Source organism: Anthropogastromicrobium aceti (genome assembly GCF_020687335.1).
GTDB lineage: Bacteria > Bacillota > Clostridia > Lachnospirales > Lachnospiraceae > Anthropogastromicrobium > Anthropogastromicrobium aceti.
On sequence record NZ_JAJEQN010000011.1, the window covers coordinates 74,612 to 93,043 of the forward strand.

At 43.7% G+C, this 18,432-nt stretch carries 13 protein-coding genes; all 13 read left to right on the top strand.

The annotated features are described in order from the left end of the window. Position 1 precedes the first annotated feature (1 nt). The 13 genes from pth to LKD48_RS06165 all read left to right on the top strand — a co-directional run bounded on the left by pth (position 2) and on the right by LKD48_RS06165 (position 18,280). Positions 2-574 carry an aminoacyl-tRNA hydrolase gene (pth, locus tag LKD48_RS06105; RefSeq protein WP_118612565.1) on the top strand — a complete coding sequence of 191 codons (573 nt, stop codon included), beginning with the start codon at positions 2-4 and terminating at the stop codon, positions 572-574. Between the two features lie 15 nt (positions 575-589). Further along, the gene (mfd, locus tag LKD48_RS06110) at positions 590-4,120 is read left to right on the top strand and encodes a transcription-repair coupling factor (protein ID WP_431833297.1); all 3,531 of its coding nucleotides are present in this window, start codon (positions 590-592) and stop codon (positions 4,118-4,120) included. Positions 4,121-4,220: 100 nt separating this feature from the next. Continuing rightward, positions 4,221-5,690, top strand: coding sequence for a hypothetical protein (locus LKD48_RS06115; RefSeq protein WP_308731523.1), 1,470 nt, complete (start codon positions 4,221-4,223; stop codon positions 5,688-5,690). Between the two features lie 282 nt (positions 5,691-5,972). After that, positions 5,973-8,003, top strand: coding sequence for a C40 family peptidase (locus tag LKD48_RS06120; RefSeq protein ID WP_308731524.1), 2,031 nt, complete (start codon positions 5,973-5,975; stop codon positions 8,001-8,003). Positions 8,004-8,122: 119 nt separating this feature from the next. Beyond that, a complete protein-coding gene (locus LKD48_RS06125) occupies positions 8,123-8,608 on the top strand; it encodes a deoxycytidylate deaminase (protein ID WP_118612561.1) in 486 nt (161 codons plus the stop codon). Between the two features lie 213 nt (positions 8,609-8,821). Further along, entirely contained in the window at positions 8,822-10,258 is a 1,437-nt protein-coding gene (gene purF, locus LKD48_RS06130; RefSeq protein WP_227101742.1) for an amidophosphoribosyltransferase, read from the top strand. Between the two features lie 28 nt (positions 10,259-10,286). Further along, positions 10,287-11,720: an adenylosuccinate lyase gene (gene purB, locus LKD48_RS06135; protein ID WP_227101741.1), complete on the top strand. Its 1,434-nt coding sequence runs from the start codon at positions 10,287-10,289 to the stop codon at positions 11,718-11,720. Positions 11,721-11,739: 19 nt separating this feature from the next. After that, a complete protein-coding gene (locus tag LKD48_RS06140; protein ID WP_227101740.1) occupies positions 11,740-13,032 on the top strand; it encodes an adenylosuccinate synthase in 1,293 nt (430 codons plus the stop codon). Positions 13,033-13,259: 227 nt separating this feature from the next. Beyond that, entirely contained in the window at positions 13,260-13,943 is a 684-nt protein-coding gene (locus tag LKD48_RS06145) for a PilZ domain-containing protein (protein ID WP_308731525.1), read from the top strand. Positions 13,944-13,948: 5 nt separating this feature from the next. Next, positions 13,949-14,905, top strand: coding sequence for a hypothetical protein (locus tag LKD48_RS06150; protein ID WP_308731526.1), 957 nt, complete (start codon positions 13,949-13,951; stop codon positions 14,903-14,905). 295 nt (positions 14,906-15,200) lie between these two features. Continuing rightward, positions 15,201-15,986, top strand: coding sequence for a hypothetical protein (locus LKD48_RS06155; RefSeq protein WP_308731527.1), 786 nt, complete (start codon positions 15,201-15,203; stop codon positions 15,984-15,986). A gap of 89 nt (positions 15,987-16,075) precedes the next feature. Further along, entirely contained in the window at positions 16,076-17,044 is a 969-nt protein-coding gene (locus LKD48_RS06160; RefSeq protein WP_308731528.1) for a hypothetical protein, read from the top strand. Positions 17,045-17,398: 354 nt separating this feature from the next. Beyond that, entirely contained in the window at positions 17,399-18,280 is an 882-nt protein-coding gene (locus LKD48_RS06165; protein ID WP_308731529.1) for an Rpn family recombination-promoting nuclease/putative transposase, read from the top strand. Positions 18,281-18,432: the final 152 nt, after the last annotated feature.

Here is an 18,432-nt window from a genome sequence, read left to right on the forward strand (position 1 = left end):
CATGTATATTATAGCAGGTCTGGGCAACCCAACCGCACAGTATAGAGGAACAAGACATAACGTTGGCTTTGAGGTTATTGATTACCTTGCTGACAAATACAATATTGATGTAACAACAAAAAAATTTAAGGGATTAATTGGAACAGGCGCGATTGAGGGACAAAAGGTTGTTCTAGTAAAGCCTCAGACCTTCATGAATTTAAGCGGAGAGTGTATTCAGGAGGTCATGAATTACTACAAAACAGATATCTCTGATTTAATTGTAGTATATGATGATATTAACCTAGAGCCAGGACAGCTTCGCGTGCGAGGAAAAGGAAGTGCAGGCGGTCATAATGGTATGAAAAATATCATTCTGCACTGCAATTCACAGGATTTTCCAAGAGTGCGTGTCGGAATCGGAGCAAAGCCGCCAAAGATGGATTTAGCAGACTTTGTACTCAGCCATTTCCAGGGCGAAGAAAAAAAGGCAATGGAAGACGGCTATAAAGAAGCTGCCGATGCAGTTTGCTCCTTAATGAACAACGGACTAGAGGCAACCATGAATCATTATAACCAGAAGAAAACAAAATAATGATAAGGAGGGTCAATTGTGGGTATTTTTGCAAATCCGCTGACGGATCTGCTGGAATATGAAGACTTTTCAAGAGATTTTTTGAAGGGAACAGATCCAGTGGGCATGACAGGCTGTATTGACTCCGAGAAGGTGCATTTTATGAGCACCTTTCTTGGAGAGAAAAAAGTGCAGCTTGTTGTGACGTACAATGAACAGCGGGCAAGGGAAATTGAAGAAGATTATAAATTATTTTGCAGTCAGGTCTATGTGATTCCACCGCGTGACCTGATCTTTTTTAGCGCAGATCTGCAGGGAAATGCCATCATTGCAGAGCGCATGAAGGCATTTGCAGCACTTTATCAAGACGAGGCGAAGGTTATCATCACGACAATGGATGCGCTCATGAGCGCGGCAGTGCCATTTGAACAGCTGATGAGTCATGTGATAAAGCTAAAAGAAGGTGATGAGCTTGATCTTGAAAAGCTAAAGCATGACCTGACTGTGATGGGATATGAGCGTGTAGGACGTGTGGAGGAGCCAGGACAGTTTACTGTTCACGGAGGTATTGCTGATGTATATCCATTGACAATGGAGGATCCTGTTAGAATCGAGCTTTGGGGAGATGAAATAGATACGATTCGCTGCTTTGAACCGCAGAGCCAGCGCTCAATGGATCAGATCGAGTGTGTATCTGTTTTTCCAGCGGCAGAGGTGATAGCAGATGATACGGCAAGACGGCGTGCTGTGGGAATGATTCAAAATGAGCTTGAGAGTCAGTTAGCTGTCTTTAAAAAAGCAAAGGAGCCAGACAAGGCGAAGCGTCTTCGTGAGGAGACAAACCGCATATTAGAGGCACTTGGCGAAGATGTTGTATTAGAGGCACCAGACAGCTATATAAGCTATTTTTATCCGCGCACTGTTCAACTTTCTGAATATTTTGATGAGAAGAACACGTTAGTTTTCCTTGATGAGCCGATGCGTCTTAAAGAGCGCGGTGATGGTGTGCAGGCTGAGTTTGAGGAAAGCATGAAAAATCGTCTGGAGCAGGGCTTTCTTTTGCCAGGTCAGACAGCGCTTTTAACACCGGCAAAACATGTGCTTGCTGCTTTTGAGCGCGGTCAGGTTGCAGCACTGTCTTCACTTGACAGCCGCCTGGCTGACTTTACGGTGGTAAACAGCTACGCAGTAAATGTTCAGAACATGAACACGTACCGTGAAGGCTTTGAACTTTTAATTAAGGATCTGACACACTGGAAGAAGGAAAAGTACCGAATTGTCCTTTTGTGTCCGTCAAGAACTCGCGCAAACCGCATTGTCAATCAGCTTATAGAGTATGATCTTTTGGCATATTACAGCGAGGACGAGGATAAAAAGATAAATCCAGGTGAGATCATGGTTACTTACGGAAACCTTCACCGTGGCTTTTTATATCCGATGCTAAAATTTGCTGTTATCACAGAGAGCGATATCTTTGGTGTTAAGAAAAAGAAAAAAGAAAAAAAGAGCCACTATCAGGGTCAGCGAATAAGTGATTTTGCGCAGCTAAAGCCTGGTGATTATGTGGTGCATGAAAATTATGGACTGGGAATTTATCGCGGAACAGAGCGACAGATTGTGGATAAGGTAACAAAAGATTATATTAAGATAGAATATGGTGATGGCGGAAAGCTGTATTTTCCTGTCACACAGCTTCATATGATACAAAAGTATGCTGATTCAGAGTCTAAGCAGCCAAAGCTTAACAAATTGAACGGCCAGGAGTGGACAAAAACAAAAAGCCGTGTTCAAAAAGCAGTCAACAACATTGCAAAGGAGCTTGTGGAGCTTTATGCAGTGCGCCAGAGTGGTCACGGTTATCAGTATGGAACAGACACTGTATGGCAGAAAGAATTTGAAGAGCTTGTACCATTTGATGAGACGGCAGACCAGCTTGCAGCAATTGATGCGACAAAAGCTGATATGGAAAGCACGAAAATCATGGACCGCTTAGTGTGCGGTGATGTAGGCTACGGAAAAACAGAGATTGCCATCAGAGCTGCCTTTAAGGCTGTGCAGGACAGTAAGCAGGTCGTATTTCTTGTGCCGACAACTATTCTTGCTCAACAGCATTACAATACATTTGTTGAGCGAATGAAGGACTATCCAATTCGAATTGAGCTTTTATCACGCTTTCGCACGTCAGCGCAGATCAAGGCATCACTTGAGCGCTTAAAAAAGGGTCTTGCCGATATTGTAATAGGAACACATCGTGTGCTGTCAAAGGATGTTGTATTTAAAGATCTAGGCCTTTTGATTATTGATGAGGAACAGCGCTTTGGTGTCACACACAAGGAAAAGATTAAGCAGCTTAAAAAAGACGTTGACGTGCTGACACTAACGGCAACACCGATTCCGAGAACACTTCATATGAGTATGATAGGCGTGCGCGATATGAGTGTGTTGGAGGAAGCACCGTATGAGAGAAGACCGATTCAGACATATGTAATGGAAATGAATTGGGAAATGGTTCGCGAAGCAATAAACAGAGAGCTTGCCAGAGACGGACAGGTTTATTATGTGTATAATCGTGTCAAGGATATTGATCAGATTACGGCACAGATAGCAAAGCTTGTGCCAGATGCAAATGTTGCCTTTGCACATGGTCAAATGTCAGAGCGTCAGCTAGAACAAATCATGATGGACTTTGTTAACGGTGATATAGACGTGCTTGTTTCCACAACTATTATAGAGACAGGCTTAAACATTCCAAACGTAAATACTATTATCATCCACGATTCCGACCGCTACGGACTTGCACAGCTGTATCAGTTAAGAGGACGTGTAGGCCGTTCAAACCGCACTGCCTATGCTTTTATCATGTATCAGCGAAACAAGATTTTAAAAGAAGAGGCTGAAAAGCGTCTTCAGGCAATTCGTGAGTATACAGATCTTGGCTCTGGTATTAAGATAGCCATGCGTGATCTGGAAATTCGAGGCGCTGGAAATCTGCTTGGCAGTGAGCAGCACGGTCATATGGAAGCAGTAGGCTATGATCTGTACTGCAAGATGTTAAATATGGCTGTCAAAAAAGAAAAGGGTGAGCTTGAGATGGAGGAAACCTTTGAAACAACGGTGGACATTCCAATCAGCGCTTACATTCCAGACAGCTATATACGAAACGAAGAAGACAGGATGGAAATCTACAAGCGTATTGCAGCAGTCGAGACAGAGGAAGAGTCAATGGATATGATCGACGAGCTTATCGACCGTTTTGGAAGTGTTCCAAAGCCAGTCACCAACTTGCTTGAAGTGTCAATCCTTCGTGCGGATGCGCATTCTCTCTATATTAAAGAAATCAAGTCCTCGTCAACAGAGATTCGCCTGTTCATGCATCCAAGAGCAAAATTTGACACGATGCGTGTGCCGGATCTGATACAGTCTTACCGAGGTGCACTTCGTCTGCTTGACAAAGACAATCCTTATTTCTTATTGAGGGCAGGAGATGGCGCAGTCAAAGAAAAAACGCTGACATTGAAAACATTGAAAAAACTGTTAAGCGATATAAAAACGTTGATTGTTTCATAAAATCATGCTAAAATGAAAAGCAAAGTTCACGAGGCGCCCGATAAAGAAGATGCACTTCGGAGCGTTGATAGAGAATATAGAAATAGAGTGAGGTAAATTTATGAACCGAATTATGAAGTATGCAGCAGCAGCCTTCGCAGCAGCTACTGCCGTTAGTACATTAGGCGGATGCGAACAGTTAGAGAAAAAGGCACCAGAGGATACAGTTGCTGTTTCATTTGGCGATACAAATATCATGCTGGATGAGGTTACTTATATGATACGTTCCATGGAGTATACCTATGAATCCTATTTTGGATCAAACATCTGCGGCAACGATATGGGCGATGGTTCAGGCATGACAGTCGGTGATTACATCAAGCAGATGTCTCTGTCACAGCTTCGCCAGACACTTGTATTAAATGAGTATGCAAAGAAAAATGGCATTGAGTTAAGTGATGATCAAAAAGCAAAGGTAGATGAGGCAATTGAAAAGCTTCAGACAGAATCAGAGGATTATCTGGAAGCAGTCGGCGCAACAGATGAGCTGATTGAAAAGACATATACAGAGAATGCAATTGCAAATCTTGTTTATATGGATCTTGTTGCTGATGTTGATACGACAGTTGGTGATGATGAGTTCCTTCGCAAAAAGATCGCATATGTAAAGCTGACGCCAAGTGAACTGACAGAGACGACAGCAGCCGATGGGGCAACTACAGAAGTGTCAAGTGATGAAGACAGCAGCGAAGAGGCATCTTCTATAGAGAATACAGAAGCAGAATCAGAAAGTGCATCCAAGGATGTAACGACTTCCACAGAAGAAGCAAGCAGTGAAAAAGCATCAACTGAGGCAGTATCAACTGAGGAAGCATCAAGCGAGAATGTTTCGGAACTTTCCTCTGAGGCATCCACTGAAGATTCAACTGAGGTAGAAACACTTTCAGAAGAAGAGCAGGAACGTCAGGATGCGATGAACGATGCAGCAGACAAGATCCTTAAGGAATTTGAGGAGGGAAATGATGCAGCAGACTTTATCAGTGATTATCAAAATGACAGTCACTTTACTGCAACAAATTCTGAGATTTCCATTAGTGAGGATGGAACTGCTGTATATAATGCATCTGCATGGGCACTGGCAACAGACGAATGCACTGTATATAGAAGCGATGACGGCAGCATCTACATCATCCGCTGTCTTGATGATAACGATGAGGAAGCACGTCAGAGTGCCATCGATTCAGAGATCGAAAGCAGAAAGACAGCATTGTTCTCAGAGAAATATGCCGAGATTCAGGACGATTCTTCCAAGTTTAAGGTAGATGAGGATGTGATTGACACAATCCGCTTTACAACTCCGGTTTACGTAGCACCAAGCGAGGAAGAAACATCAGAAAGTGAAACTAACGGAGAAGAAACCTCAGAAAGTGAAACTAACGGAGAAGAAACCTCAGAAAGTGAAACTGGCGGTGAAAAAACTTCAGAAAATGAAACTAGCGAGGAAGAGTCAGTAAAAGCAGAAAATTCAAGCGAGTCTGACGAGTCAGAGGAAGCGGTAAGCGAAGCTTCTTCAGAGGAAGAGAGTAAATAATTAAGAGCCACCTAATATCGGGAAAGGCACAGTAAAGTGTCATTTTCCCGATTGCAGGTGGTTTTTTTGGCGAAAAACGCGCTTTCTTTCTTAATCGTTATCCCGATTTCACTTGACATCTCGTAATAATTTTGTTATAATGCCCCTCGAAGTGTAATAATTTTGTAATATTTAGTAATAGTTCACTCGTGAATTGTTACTGCGAAACTAGCGAGGGAGTGCAAGCTTACTCGCTCGCAGATAAGAATGTAAAGAGGTTTTATAAAGAAAGGCTTGGTATATATGAAGATCAAAGGAAACAGATTTGTTACGTCAATATTAGCAGCGTCTATGCTGTCTGGTACATTTTTTGTTCCGGCATCCGCAGGTGAGCTTGAGGGTGAGAGCGCAATCGCAGGCATGGCTGTTACATTGAATAACTACTACGCAGGAGAGGAAACTCCGGATGAGGCAATCTTAGATTATCTTGTTCCTAAGGCTCAGGCAACATCTGAGGCTGAGAGTGAGACAGAAACCGAAGAGCCAAAAACCGAAGAGCCAAAAACCGTTATGGCCGCTACTGTTGCTGTCACTTCAGATGCTTCTAATGTAGGACTGGTAAGCGCAGCAGGTTACTTAAACGTGCGTGAACAGCCATCCACAGGCAGTGTAACAGTCGGAAGACTTTTCAGTAACTGCCAGGTTAACATCAAAAGTTCCGTAAACAACAGCGAAGGCAGCTGGTATCGTATCACTTGCGGCGATGTAGAAGGTTATGTAAGCGCAGCCTACGTATTAGTTGGCACAGCAGCCAAGACTGCTGAGGACAATATCCAGAACCGCTATGCAGTTGTTACAGCAGATCAGTTAAATGTTCGCGACAGTGCATCTGACAGCGCAAATGTTGTTGGAACTGTATACAAGGATGAAGAGTACGCAATCATCGAGGATCAGGGTGATTTCGTAAAGATACATATTGCAAATGATGAGGTTGGATATGTTTCAAAGTCCGGCATCACCATTAAGACTCAGTTCGCTCAGGCTCAGAAGGTAGACAATGAATTTGTATCTCAGGAGCTTGAGAACTTCATGATCGATATCAACTACTCCAGAAACGTATACGAGCAGGCAATGGCAGAGGGAACAGGCGAAGGCTACTATCGTGCATATGCAGCTATCGTTTATGCAGCAGAGCTTCTTGGTTACTACAGCGAATTTGCAGCAGATTCTGGATTAGAAGATCTGGCAGCAACCTCAAAGCAGGAGCAGGAAAGCGCACTTGCACTTGCAGATGCAGCATATAAGTTAGCATCAGATTCCGGCTACTTTACTCAGGTTGCAGAATCAGTAGCATCAAGCGAGGCAGCAGCAGAATCCTCCGCAGCAGCAGAGTCTGTACAGGAAACTCAGACACAGCCATCAACAGATGCATCTTCTGAGGGAAATACAACAAGTAATACAGCTGAGACAACAGCACCAAGCAGCTCAGCATCTGATGAAACCATAAGTGTAGAAGTTCCGACTGCAGCATCTGTAACAGGCATTGAGGCTTGCTATCAGGGCGGTACAAAGTATGTGGGTGATGTTGTCTACACCGCAGAATTGTTTGTAAGAGTAAGCTACAGCGATGGAACTGTAAAGGATATTTACGACGGATGGTATTCACCACAGGTAGGTATGACCTTAAAGCAGGAGGGCTACAATGTTGTAACCATGTATTATGGTGATTTTAGCTCCAACCTTGAAGTATATGCAAACCCGGCACCGACTCAGGCAACCCAGCCGGCAGCCCCAGAGACACAGCCAGCGGCCCCAGAGACTCAGCCGGCAGCTCCAGCGCCAGCACCAGAGACACAGCCAGCAGCACCAGAGACTCAGCCGGCAGCACCAGAGACACAGCCAGCAGCTCCAGCACCAGCCCCGGAGACACAGCCAGCGGCACCGGAGACTCAGCCGGCAGCACCAGCACCAGCTCCAAGCGGTAATGGACAGTCTATCGTAGACTATGCAATGCAGTGGGTAGGACAGTGTAATTATGTATGGGGCGGTACAAACCTGACACCAGGAGGCGGTGTTGACTGTTCTGGATTTACCATGAACGTATACGCAGCATTCGGTATCAGCCTTCCGCACTACTCCGGCGAACAGATCAACTATGGACAGGCTGTATCATACGAGCAGCTGCAGCCAGGTGATCTTATCTGCTTCTCAGGCCATGTAGCAATCTATATCGGCGGCGGCATGATGGTTCATGCAGCAAGTGCAGAGAGAGGTATCGTAGTAGATAATGTATTCTATAACAAGCAGCCGATCGGATATCGTCGTCTTGTATAAATAATTAAAATTCAAGGCCGTCTGTCAGAGTTGACAGGCGGTCTTATTTTCGTGTATTATAACCGTAAGAAACGAAGACATTAACAGTTAACGTTAACTGGGAAAGAAGGTAATATTGCATGAGACGTGATAAAGTCAATTACTATCTGGATCTGGCAGAGATCGTATCCCAACGAGGAACCTGCCTTAGACGCCGCTACGGTGCTGTTATCGTAAAAAATGATGAGGTGGTATCTACTGGCTATGTTGGTTCCCCGCGAGGACGCAAAAACTGTACTGATTTAGGTTTTTGTATCCGACAGAAACTTCAGATTCCAAGGGGTGAGCGCTATGAATTGTGCAGAAGCGTTCACGCTGAGGCAAATGCCATAATCAGTGCATCAAGAGATCAGATGATCGGAAGCTCTTTATATTTGACAGGAGTAGAAGCAGATACAGGTGAATATGTAAAAAATTCCAACAGCTGCTCCATGTGTAAGCGAATGATCATAAATGCAGGTATCGAGACTGTATATGTGCGTGATGATAAAGATAATTACCGAGTCGTAAAGGTAGCAGACTGGATTGAAAAGGATGAATCACTAGAGGGCACATTCGGGTACTAAGCAAAACATGAAATTTGGCTAATTTTATCTTGATTTTCGACAGGCGGTCATATATAATTAGGGGTGGTGTCCATGCGGCAGATTTGTTCGTGTGCGTTTGGCAGAAAAGAATGCAAGAAGCGTAAAGACACCATGAAACCTAGGCTGGCGAAGCAAATGGTAAAAGGGCTTCGTCTGTGTGAGAATGTCACAACAACAGGAAGGAAAAGACAAATGATACATCAGCAATACGAAGTAGATGACCATCTTCATGAAGAATGCGGCGTGTTCGGCATTTACGACATGGATGGCAATGACGTAGCGTCGACTATTTATTATGGTCTTTTTGCTCTGCAGCACAGAGGTCAGGAGAGTTGCGGTATCGCGGTAAGCGACACTAGCGGTCCCAAAGGACTAGTACTGAGTCATAAAGGAATGGGTCTGTGCAACGAGGTGTTTACCCCGGAAGACTTAGAGTCAATGAAAGGAAACATCGGTGTAGGCCACACCAGATACTCGACGGCAGGTAGTTCTACGAGAGAGAATGCACAGCCGCTTGTATTAAACTACATCAAAGGAACACTAGGCCTGGCACATAATGGCAACCTGATCAATACGCCGCAGCTGCGCCAGGAGCTTGCAAGAACAGGTGCAATCTTTCAGACGACAATCGATTCTGAGATTATCGCGTACATGATTGCAAGAGCCAGAGTTGAACAGCCGACCGTACAGGCAGCTGTCGCAGAGGCGATGAAAAAAATCAAGGGAGCGTATTCACTTGTTGTCATGAGTCCGAGAAAGCTCATTGGAGCAAGAGATCCATATGGCTTTAGACCGCTGTGTATCGGAAAGCGTGGCAATGCCTATATACTGGCATCAGAAAGCTGTGCACTTGACACTATCGGTGCTGAATTTGTCCGTGACGTAGAGCCTGGCGAGATCGTCACCATCACACAAAAAGGAATTGAATCAAACCGAAGCATGTGTATCCCAAAGGAGCAGCATGCAAGATGTATTTTTGAATATATTTATTTTGCCAGACCAGATGCCTATATTGATGGCGTAAGTGTATATGAGAGCCGTCTGATTGCAGGACGTTCTCTTGCAAAGCATCACCCAGTTAATGCTGATCTTGTTGTCGGTGTTCCGGAGTCTGGTAATGTCGCAGCTATGGGTTATGCGATGGAGAGCGGCATTCCGTATGGCATGGCATTTGTAAAGAACAGCTATGTCGGCAGAACCTTTATCAAGCCAAAGCAAAGCAGCCGCGAGTCAAGTGTTCGCATTAAGCTGAACGTACTTACAGAGGCTGTAAAGGGAAAGCGTGTCATCATGATTGATGACTCAATCGTGCGTGGAACCACAAGTGACCGTATTGTAGGTATGCTTCGTGAGGCAGGTGCAAAGGAAGTTCATGTAAGAATCTCCTCACCGCCGTTCTTGCATCCGTGTTACTTTGGAACTGATATTCCATCTGAGGATCAGCTGATTGCACACAACAGAAGTGTAGATGAAATCTGTAAGATTATCGGAGCTGATTCCCTCGCATACTTAGACGAGGAATGTCTGTATGAAATGTCAAAGGGACTTGGCATTTGTACTGGATGCTTCAATGGCAAATATCCGCTGGATCCGCCGACAGAGGACATCCGCGGCGACTATCAAAAGTAAAAAGATATAGAAGAAAGGTTGGTTTACTATGGCAACAGATCGTTATACAAGCCCACTTTCCGAGCGCTATGCCAGCAAGGAAATGCAATATATTTTTTCACAGGATAAGAAGTTTACCACATGGAGAAAGCTGTGGATCGCACTTGCAGAGAGCGAGAAGGAGTTGGGATTAAATATTACAGACGAGCAGATCGCTGAGCTTAAAGAGCATCAGAATGATATCAATTATGATGTTGCAAAGGCGAGAGAGAAGGAAGTTCGTCACGATGTTATGTCTCACGTTTATGCATATGGTGTACAATGTCCAAAGGCAAAGGGTATCATCCATCTGGGTGCAACCAGCTGCTATGTAGGTGACAACACTGATATGATCATCATGCGTGAGGGACTGCAGCTTGTAAAGAAGAAGTTAGTTAATGTCATTGCTGAGCTGGCAAAGTTTGCAGACCGCTACAAGGCACTGCCGACACTGGCATTCACTCATTTCCAGCCGGCACAGCCAACCACAGTCGGAAAGCGTGCAACGCTTTGGATGATGGAGCTTGTGCAGGATTATGAGGATATCTGCTATGTAATCGATTCCTTAAAGCTTCTTGGCTCTAAGGGAACAACAGGTACACAGGCATCCTTCATGGAGCTGTTTGACGGTGACCATGCAAAAATCAGAAAACTGGATCAGATGATCGCAGATAAGATGGGCTTTGCTGGTGTATATCCTGTTTCTGGACAGACCTACTCCCGTAAGGTAGACAGCCGTGTATTAAATGTACTGGCTGGTATTGCAATGAGTGCACATAAGTTTACAAACGATGTGCGTCTTCTGCAGCACTTAAAGGAGGTAGAGGAACCATTTGAGAAGCATCAGATCGGTTCTTCTGCAATGGCATATAAGAGAAATCCAATGAGAAGTGAGCGTATTGCTTCTTTGGCAGACTATGTGATCTCAGATGCTATGAATCCGATGCTTGTCGCTTCAACTCAGTGGTTTGAGCGTACACTTGACGATTCTGCAAACAAGAGAATCAGTATTCCAGAGGGCTTTTTGGCAGTTGACGGTATTCTGGATCTTTATCTGAATATCGTAGACGGAATGGTTGTTTATGAGAAGGTAATTCACAAGCATCTGATGGCAGAGCTTCCATTTATGGCAACAGAGAATATCATGATGGATGCAGTAAAGGAAGGCGGAGACCGTCAGGAGCTGCATGAGAAGATCCGCCAGCTGTCCATGGAGGCTGGACGTAATGTCAAGGTAAACGGTCTTGACAACAACCTGCTTGATTTGATTGCAGCAGATGATACATTCCACCTGACAAAAGAGCAGCTGCAGCAGTGCATGAATCCAGAGCGTTACACAGGACGTTCTAAGGAGCAGGTAGAGGATTTCCTCGCAGAAGTAATAAATCCAATCCTTGCTAAGAACAAGGAAGACCTTGGTATGACAGCAGAGATTAACGTATAAGAAAGGTAAGGTAACTGATATGGCAAGAGCAATTGTAGGCGCCAATTGGGGCGACGAGGGCAAAGGTAAAATTACTGATATGTTAGCACAGGAGTCTGACATTGTAATCCGTTTCCAGGGCGGAAGCAACGCTGGACATACAATTATCAACAATTATGGAAGATTTGCAATGCACCTTCTTCCATCCGGCGTGTTCTCACAGCACACTGTAAATATCATTGGAAATGGTGTTGCACTGAACATTCCGTATTTTATAAAGGAGTTAAACAGCTTAACTGAGCAGGGCGTTCCGAAGCCAAACATTATGGTTTCTGATCGTGCACAGATCCTGATGCCATATCATGTGGCACTGGATACCTACGAGGAAGAGCGTCTGGCAGGAAAATCCTTTGGTTCAACACGTTCCGGTATCGCTCCGTTCTACTCTGATAAGTATGCAAAGATTGGCTTCCAGGTAAGCGAGCTGTTCGGAGATATGGACGAGTTAAAGGAAAAGTGCGAGCGCATCTGCACCTTAAAGAATGTTATGCTTGTTCATCTGTACCACAAGGATCCATTAAATGCAGATGAGATTTTCAATACACTTATGGAATACAAGGAGATGATCGCTCCTTACGTAGCAGATACAGGACTTTACCTGCATCAGGCAATCAAGGAAGGAAAGAAGATTCTGTTAGAGGGACAGCTTGGTACCTTAAAGGATCCAGATCATGGTATCTACCCGATGGTAACTTCTTCCTCTCCATTAGCAGCATACGGCGCAATCGGCGCAGGTATCCCGCCATATGAGATCAATGAGATCACAACAGTTGCAAAGGCATATTCTAGTGCAGTAGGCGCAGGTGCATTTGTCAGCGAGATCTTCGGTGAGGAGGCTGATGAGCTTCGTAAGCGCGGTGGTGATAAGGGTGAGTTTGGTGCTACCACAGGCCGTCCGAGACGTGTGGGATGGTTTGATGCAGTTGCAACAAGATATGGCTGCCGTGTGCAGGGAGCAACAAGCGTTGCACTTACAGTACTTGACCCGTTAGGCTACTTAAAGGAGATTCCGATGTGCGTAGGCTATGAGATCGACGGCGTTGTAACAAAGGATTTCCCAACCACTCAGAAGCTTGAGAAGGCAAAGCCGGTATACAAGGTACTGCCAGGCTGGAACTGCGATATCCGCGGAATCCGCAATTACGAGGATCTGCCAGAGGCTTGCCGCAACTATATCGACACCATCGAGCAGGAGATTCAGGTTCCGATCACACTCGTATCAAACGGACCGGGAAGAGAAGAGATCATCCACAGAGAGTCAAAGTTAAAGTAATATTTACAAATAAAAAGAGCAGGCAGGGCATCCCCTGTCTGTTCTTTTTTGAGACGAAAAATATAGTGGACTTTCTAATGTTTATGTGTTAAAATGAAGCCGTGAAAAGTGCCACAAACCGCCTAAAACAGCGGAAAATGACACTTTTATAAAATTAAGTTCTGGGTAAAACAGCTTTGGAAAGTCAGACAGGAAATTCTCAGATCAGACAAGGAGCTAAAGAATAAATGGCAGGAACATTACAAATCAAACACGGGGCAAAGATGCGTGTGGCATATGACGCACCAGTCGGTCAGGAACCAAAATTTAATATGGTATGCACATTTAATAAGGCGATTGACGAGTCAGCGTTTCTTGTATCAGTTCCAATGGTTGGAGGAAAGGCGCTGATTCCAGAAGATACTCAGAAGATGCTGTTCCAATATGGAGACGGCGATGAAGCACAGATCATTGCAGGCTATGTAGATGATACGGTAAAAGAGGGTATACGCCGTTATTGGAAGGTTCGCCGTGTCACGGAGCAGCGACAGTTAATCAAACGTATTGATGTCCGTATGAAGATTGAACTTCCAGTTCAATTCATGCAGGATACATGGGCACTCAACTCAGACGGTGAAATAGATAAGGAGCAGGGACAGACAATGGATATCTCCAACAATGGTCTTGCTGTTTATATGAACCATTGGTTTGATGTTGGAGAAAGCTGTATCTTCACGCTGCCACGAATAGGAACGGTATCAGCCGGACAGAAATCACATGATGTGGTCGGAGTTGTCTGCTGGATGCGCGAACTGCCAAAAGGCGGTGCTTTTCGTTTTGTAGCAGGTATTCAGCTGCGCTTTGCAGACCTTGAAGAGCGCAAACAGATGCAGGAATATGTGGCTTATGTAAAGAAAAGGTATAAGCTGTAAATGTCATGAAACTAGGAAAAAATAAAAAACAAAAGACGGATCAAATTATACGTATCGAAGAGCTTGAAGCTTTGATGCAAAAATATGGTGACGATTTAAAGCCAGAAGATATGGAAGATATCGTCAGCATGTATATGCCTCATAGAAAGCGCCGAAAACTCGGAGCTGCCCTGCTTCGTCTTGACAAGCTGCAGTTACTTCTATTAACGTTAATGTTAGTTGTCTGCATCCTCTTTATTACTGCATTCATGCAGGAGAAGATGGGCAACTTCACTATTAACCTGAACCGATTAGAGCTGTACAGAAAAGGTGTAAGTATAGCCGATACTGGAGACTTCAAGGGTGCGACAGCACGACTTACTGCAAGCACAGTAAAAGATGCGACAAACATCTCAATAGACGATATTCCTGAGGATGTGGATGACATAGAAGGCAGCCATAATGGAAAAAACTATATGGCGTACACATATTATCTTAGAAATGCAGGAAAGGAAGATCTAGGTTATGTTGCATCCATTACACTTGACTCATGCTCAAAAGGTGCAGAAGAAGCTGTAAGAGTGGCAGTCTGGAGAAATGGAGAACGCACTGTTTATGCAGAACCGTCTGCAAATGGAGAGCCAGAAGAAGGATGTGTAAACTTTGAGTCGGACACGATTGTGTGCAGCTATGAAGAAACAAATTTCCTTGTCGGAAACGTAGATAAATACACAATTGTAATATGGATGGAAGGCGACGATCCAGAATGCGTAGACCGCATTATCGGAGGAAGCGTCGAGCTTAGCATGAATATTGATGCCGACTACGACGATCAGTCAAGTTTGTTATGGAAATTTGTTACCGATATTAAAGATACACTGTTTGACGACAAGCCAATTGATGCCGCCGGAAACGAAGCACCAAACGACAGTTATTACAGTGACAGGGTAATCACCTGGGAAAATAGAAGAAATAAGGATTAAGTAGTCAGTAGTCAGTGGTTAGATTGTTGCTAGCGAAAATTTGTGTTTGGTATGACCGGTGCCACAACCACCGATTATATATAAGGGGGAGATTCCACAAGGGAATTTTCCAGCGGCTGAATAATAAAAAAGACCGAACAAAAGATAGATTTGTATTGAGATCATATCCTCACCGAAAACGGCAGAGGAGATAACTCAATTAACCGGGCCCGGTGAGAGCTTGATCTGAATACAAAAGCCTTGTCCGATAAAAGGAAATATACATTTCAGCCGTAAAGGATTGGAGGAAATTATAATGAAGAAAGAAAATTTAGGAAGCGTAAAAGCTCTTAAAAAACAGCTTGGCGCAGCGGTTGCCATGGTATGCGTTGCCGCTGTAGCGCTCGGATCAAGTACATATGCGTGGTTTGTAACGAATAATAAGGTTGATGCAACAACCACAAATATCAGTGCACAGTCAAATGCAGCATTTATGACAATTACAAATGGTCCTACAGGAGCAAATGCTGTAGATACCACACATGCAGTTACACAGATTACTGGTCCTATTGAACTTTATCCGGCAACATTTGGCGAACAAGCTGGTTCAACCAAAGGAACATTCATGACAGGCTATGGTACTGATCTTGATAATGCAACGTTAAAGGGTGACTTAAAGTCTGTTGGAACACCAGACGAGGCAGACGGTAAAGAATTTGCAAAGAAAGAGCAGTTTAACATTAGCTCAAAAGGTCAGAACCTGAATGACTTAAAAGTTGAGAGTGTTGAAGGCTCTAAGGATGCAACTGATGGTCAGTTATTAAAAACAGCATTCCGTGTTCTCGTTACAAATTCTGATGCATCTGCATGGGTTGTATACGGCTTAGGAAATAATGGATATGAAATCAAGCTGTCTTCCGCAGCAGATAATTCTGCCCCAGTACTTGGCACTGTAACAGCTGGACAGAATACACTTGTTAATGTGTATGTTTATTATGAAGGATCTGACACTAATATTCATACTAAGAACCTTCAGGAAGATAAACTTGATGAATCTCAGAGCGTAAAGATCAACTTTACAGCAACTGCTGACAATCAGTAATAAACTTAGTTTGAAGCATATCCCCTCTCTCCGGTTGTGGCGGAGGGAGGATTATTTGAAAGAAATACTGTGAGGAAGGAGATGGCCTTGTGGCGGTAAAACAATTAAAGAAACAGTTGATTGCTTCCATACTTTCAGTTGCCGTAGCATTCGTTGCACTGGCTTCATCGACTTATGCATGGTATGTCAGCAATAACACCGTAGATGCCACTACATCTACGATTGCAGCAAAAACCGACAACTTCGTATTACAAGTTGCCAAATTGACAGAAGGTGCACAGCATGGTACAAACCAATCTCTTGTAGCTTCTTCAATAGGACATAAAATCAGTCCTTCTTCGACCAATGATTTAAAAGACTGGTATGCTTCTTTGACATGGGGGCAGGATGGATTGGTGCACTCCTATATGCAGGCAGATGTAAATGAGACAGGTGAATACACACGAGATAAAACCGGAACATATACCATTGATCCGGCACGTTATGCTTTTATCAAAAGCGAATATGTTATTTATACTGTTACTCAGACAGGTACCTGTGATGTTTATCTTGCTGCTGAGGACGGAGTACCTGCTGTTCAGGTTACTGCGACAGGAACAGCTACATCCGATATTATTCCGAAATCTCTCAGAGTTGGTATTACCATGCAGGATTTGGATGGAACCATTCCAAGCGGAGATGAAGAATTAGTATTGGTGTATGCACCATATGATGAAACCGGAAAAGGAAACGATGGCACAGGAATTGACGGTTGGACTTATGTAGCGGACACTGCAAATGTGGCTCCTGTTACTTATGCTCATGTTTATGGTGAAAATTATATCTGGACAGATTCTTCAAAGGCACAGCATAATTACGCAGCACAGAAAAATGGTGCTGTGTACACAGCACCTACATCAAATGCAACAACACTTGCATCAGATGTAGACTATGATGGAAAAATAATGCGGGTGTATATTTGGATTGAAGGCACCGATGAACAGTGTGTCAACAATTCCAGCGAAGAAGATCAGTCAACTTTCCAAGTTACAGTATCTCTTGCTGGTGTTGCAAAATAATACAAATTTTTGAAAGGTCATGACACAAGCCATGGCTTTTCTTTTTCTCCAATTTCCCCATATTGTCTACTATCCCCAATCTCCTTCTTGCATTTTTCAGTACATCTTAACAACCACGGTGACAGGAACGGTGGTCATTTAATTGGATACGGTGGCTTAATTAGTGTCCCGGTGGCTCAATAGGCATTTGTGTCCACAAAACGAGAAGATTAGAGAAAGAGCCGGTGCCTATCCCAGTGAAATTCATGCAGTTTGGTTTGTTTTTGAATTTTGAGTAAAAAATATAGGAAGGCTTCTTGCTATGCAGTGGGCTTTGTGGTAACATGAAAATATAATATGTTAGAGGCTTCTGTAATGAAAGGCGGTGACGAGGTGGCTGAAAAAGATATAGCAGAAAAAACGCTGGAAGGCTATAATGATGTGTTTGCTGACATAGCAAACGTGCTGCTTTTCAACGGAAGAAGACTGATAAATCCAGATGACTTGGAAGATCGGACACCGAATTCTTCTTATAAAGTGGATGGGAAAATTCATGGTCAGGAACGAGATGTTGCAAAGGCGTGGAGAAACGGAACAATCCGTCTGGCATGCATTGGAACAGAAAACCAGACAAGAGTGGATAAACTGATGCCTTTGAGAATTATCGGATATGATGGCGCAGAGTATCGTTCACAGTATGATTCAAAGGAACCGAAGTATCCGGTTGTCACGTTTGTTCTGTATTTTGGAACGAATCCCAAGTGGAATGATGAAATTTCGCTGAGAGATTGTCTGGAGATTCCAGAAGAGCTGAAAGAATATGTAAACGATTATAAGGTGAAGATATTTTCGGTTGCGTATCTTCCGAAAGAGAAGGTAGAGCAGTTTACGAGTGACTTCCGTATTGTTGCAGATTATTTTGTTCAACAGAGATTGACGAATGATTACGTGCCAAATCCGCAGACAATCGATCATGTTAAGGAAACATTGGAACTTCTAAGTGTAATGGGTGATGACCACAGATTTATTGATGCGTATAATGAAAATAAAGAAAAGAGCGCGGAAGGAGGTATCCACACTATGAGCGATGCATTAAATACGATTATTGGAAGAGAGACAGAGAAAGCTAAAATTCTTACTCTTATTGATTTGGTTGAAGATGGATCTCTTAGTATTGAAAAGGCAGCTGAGAAAGCTGGAATGACAGTAAAACAGCTAAAAGAACTGATGGATAAAGCTCCATTGCAAACAGTCTGAGAGTTTGAATGAAAGGACTCCCCGCACCTCTCAACGATGTGTGATATGCTACCCTCATATAGGACAATGAAATATAAAAGTCCTATATGGGGGTATTTTCATGTTCAGAAAGAGTAAGATAGAACCAGTAGAAAAAGTAAAAATAGTCGAAC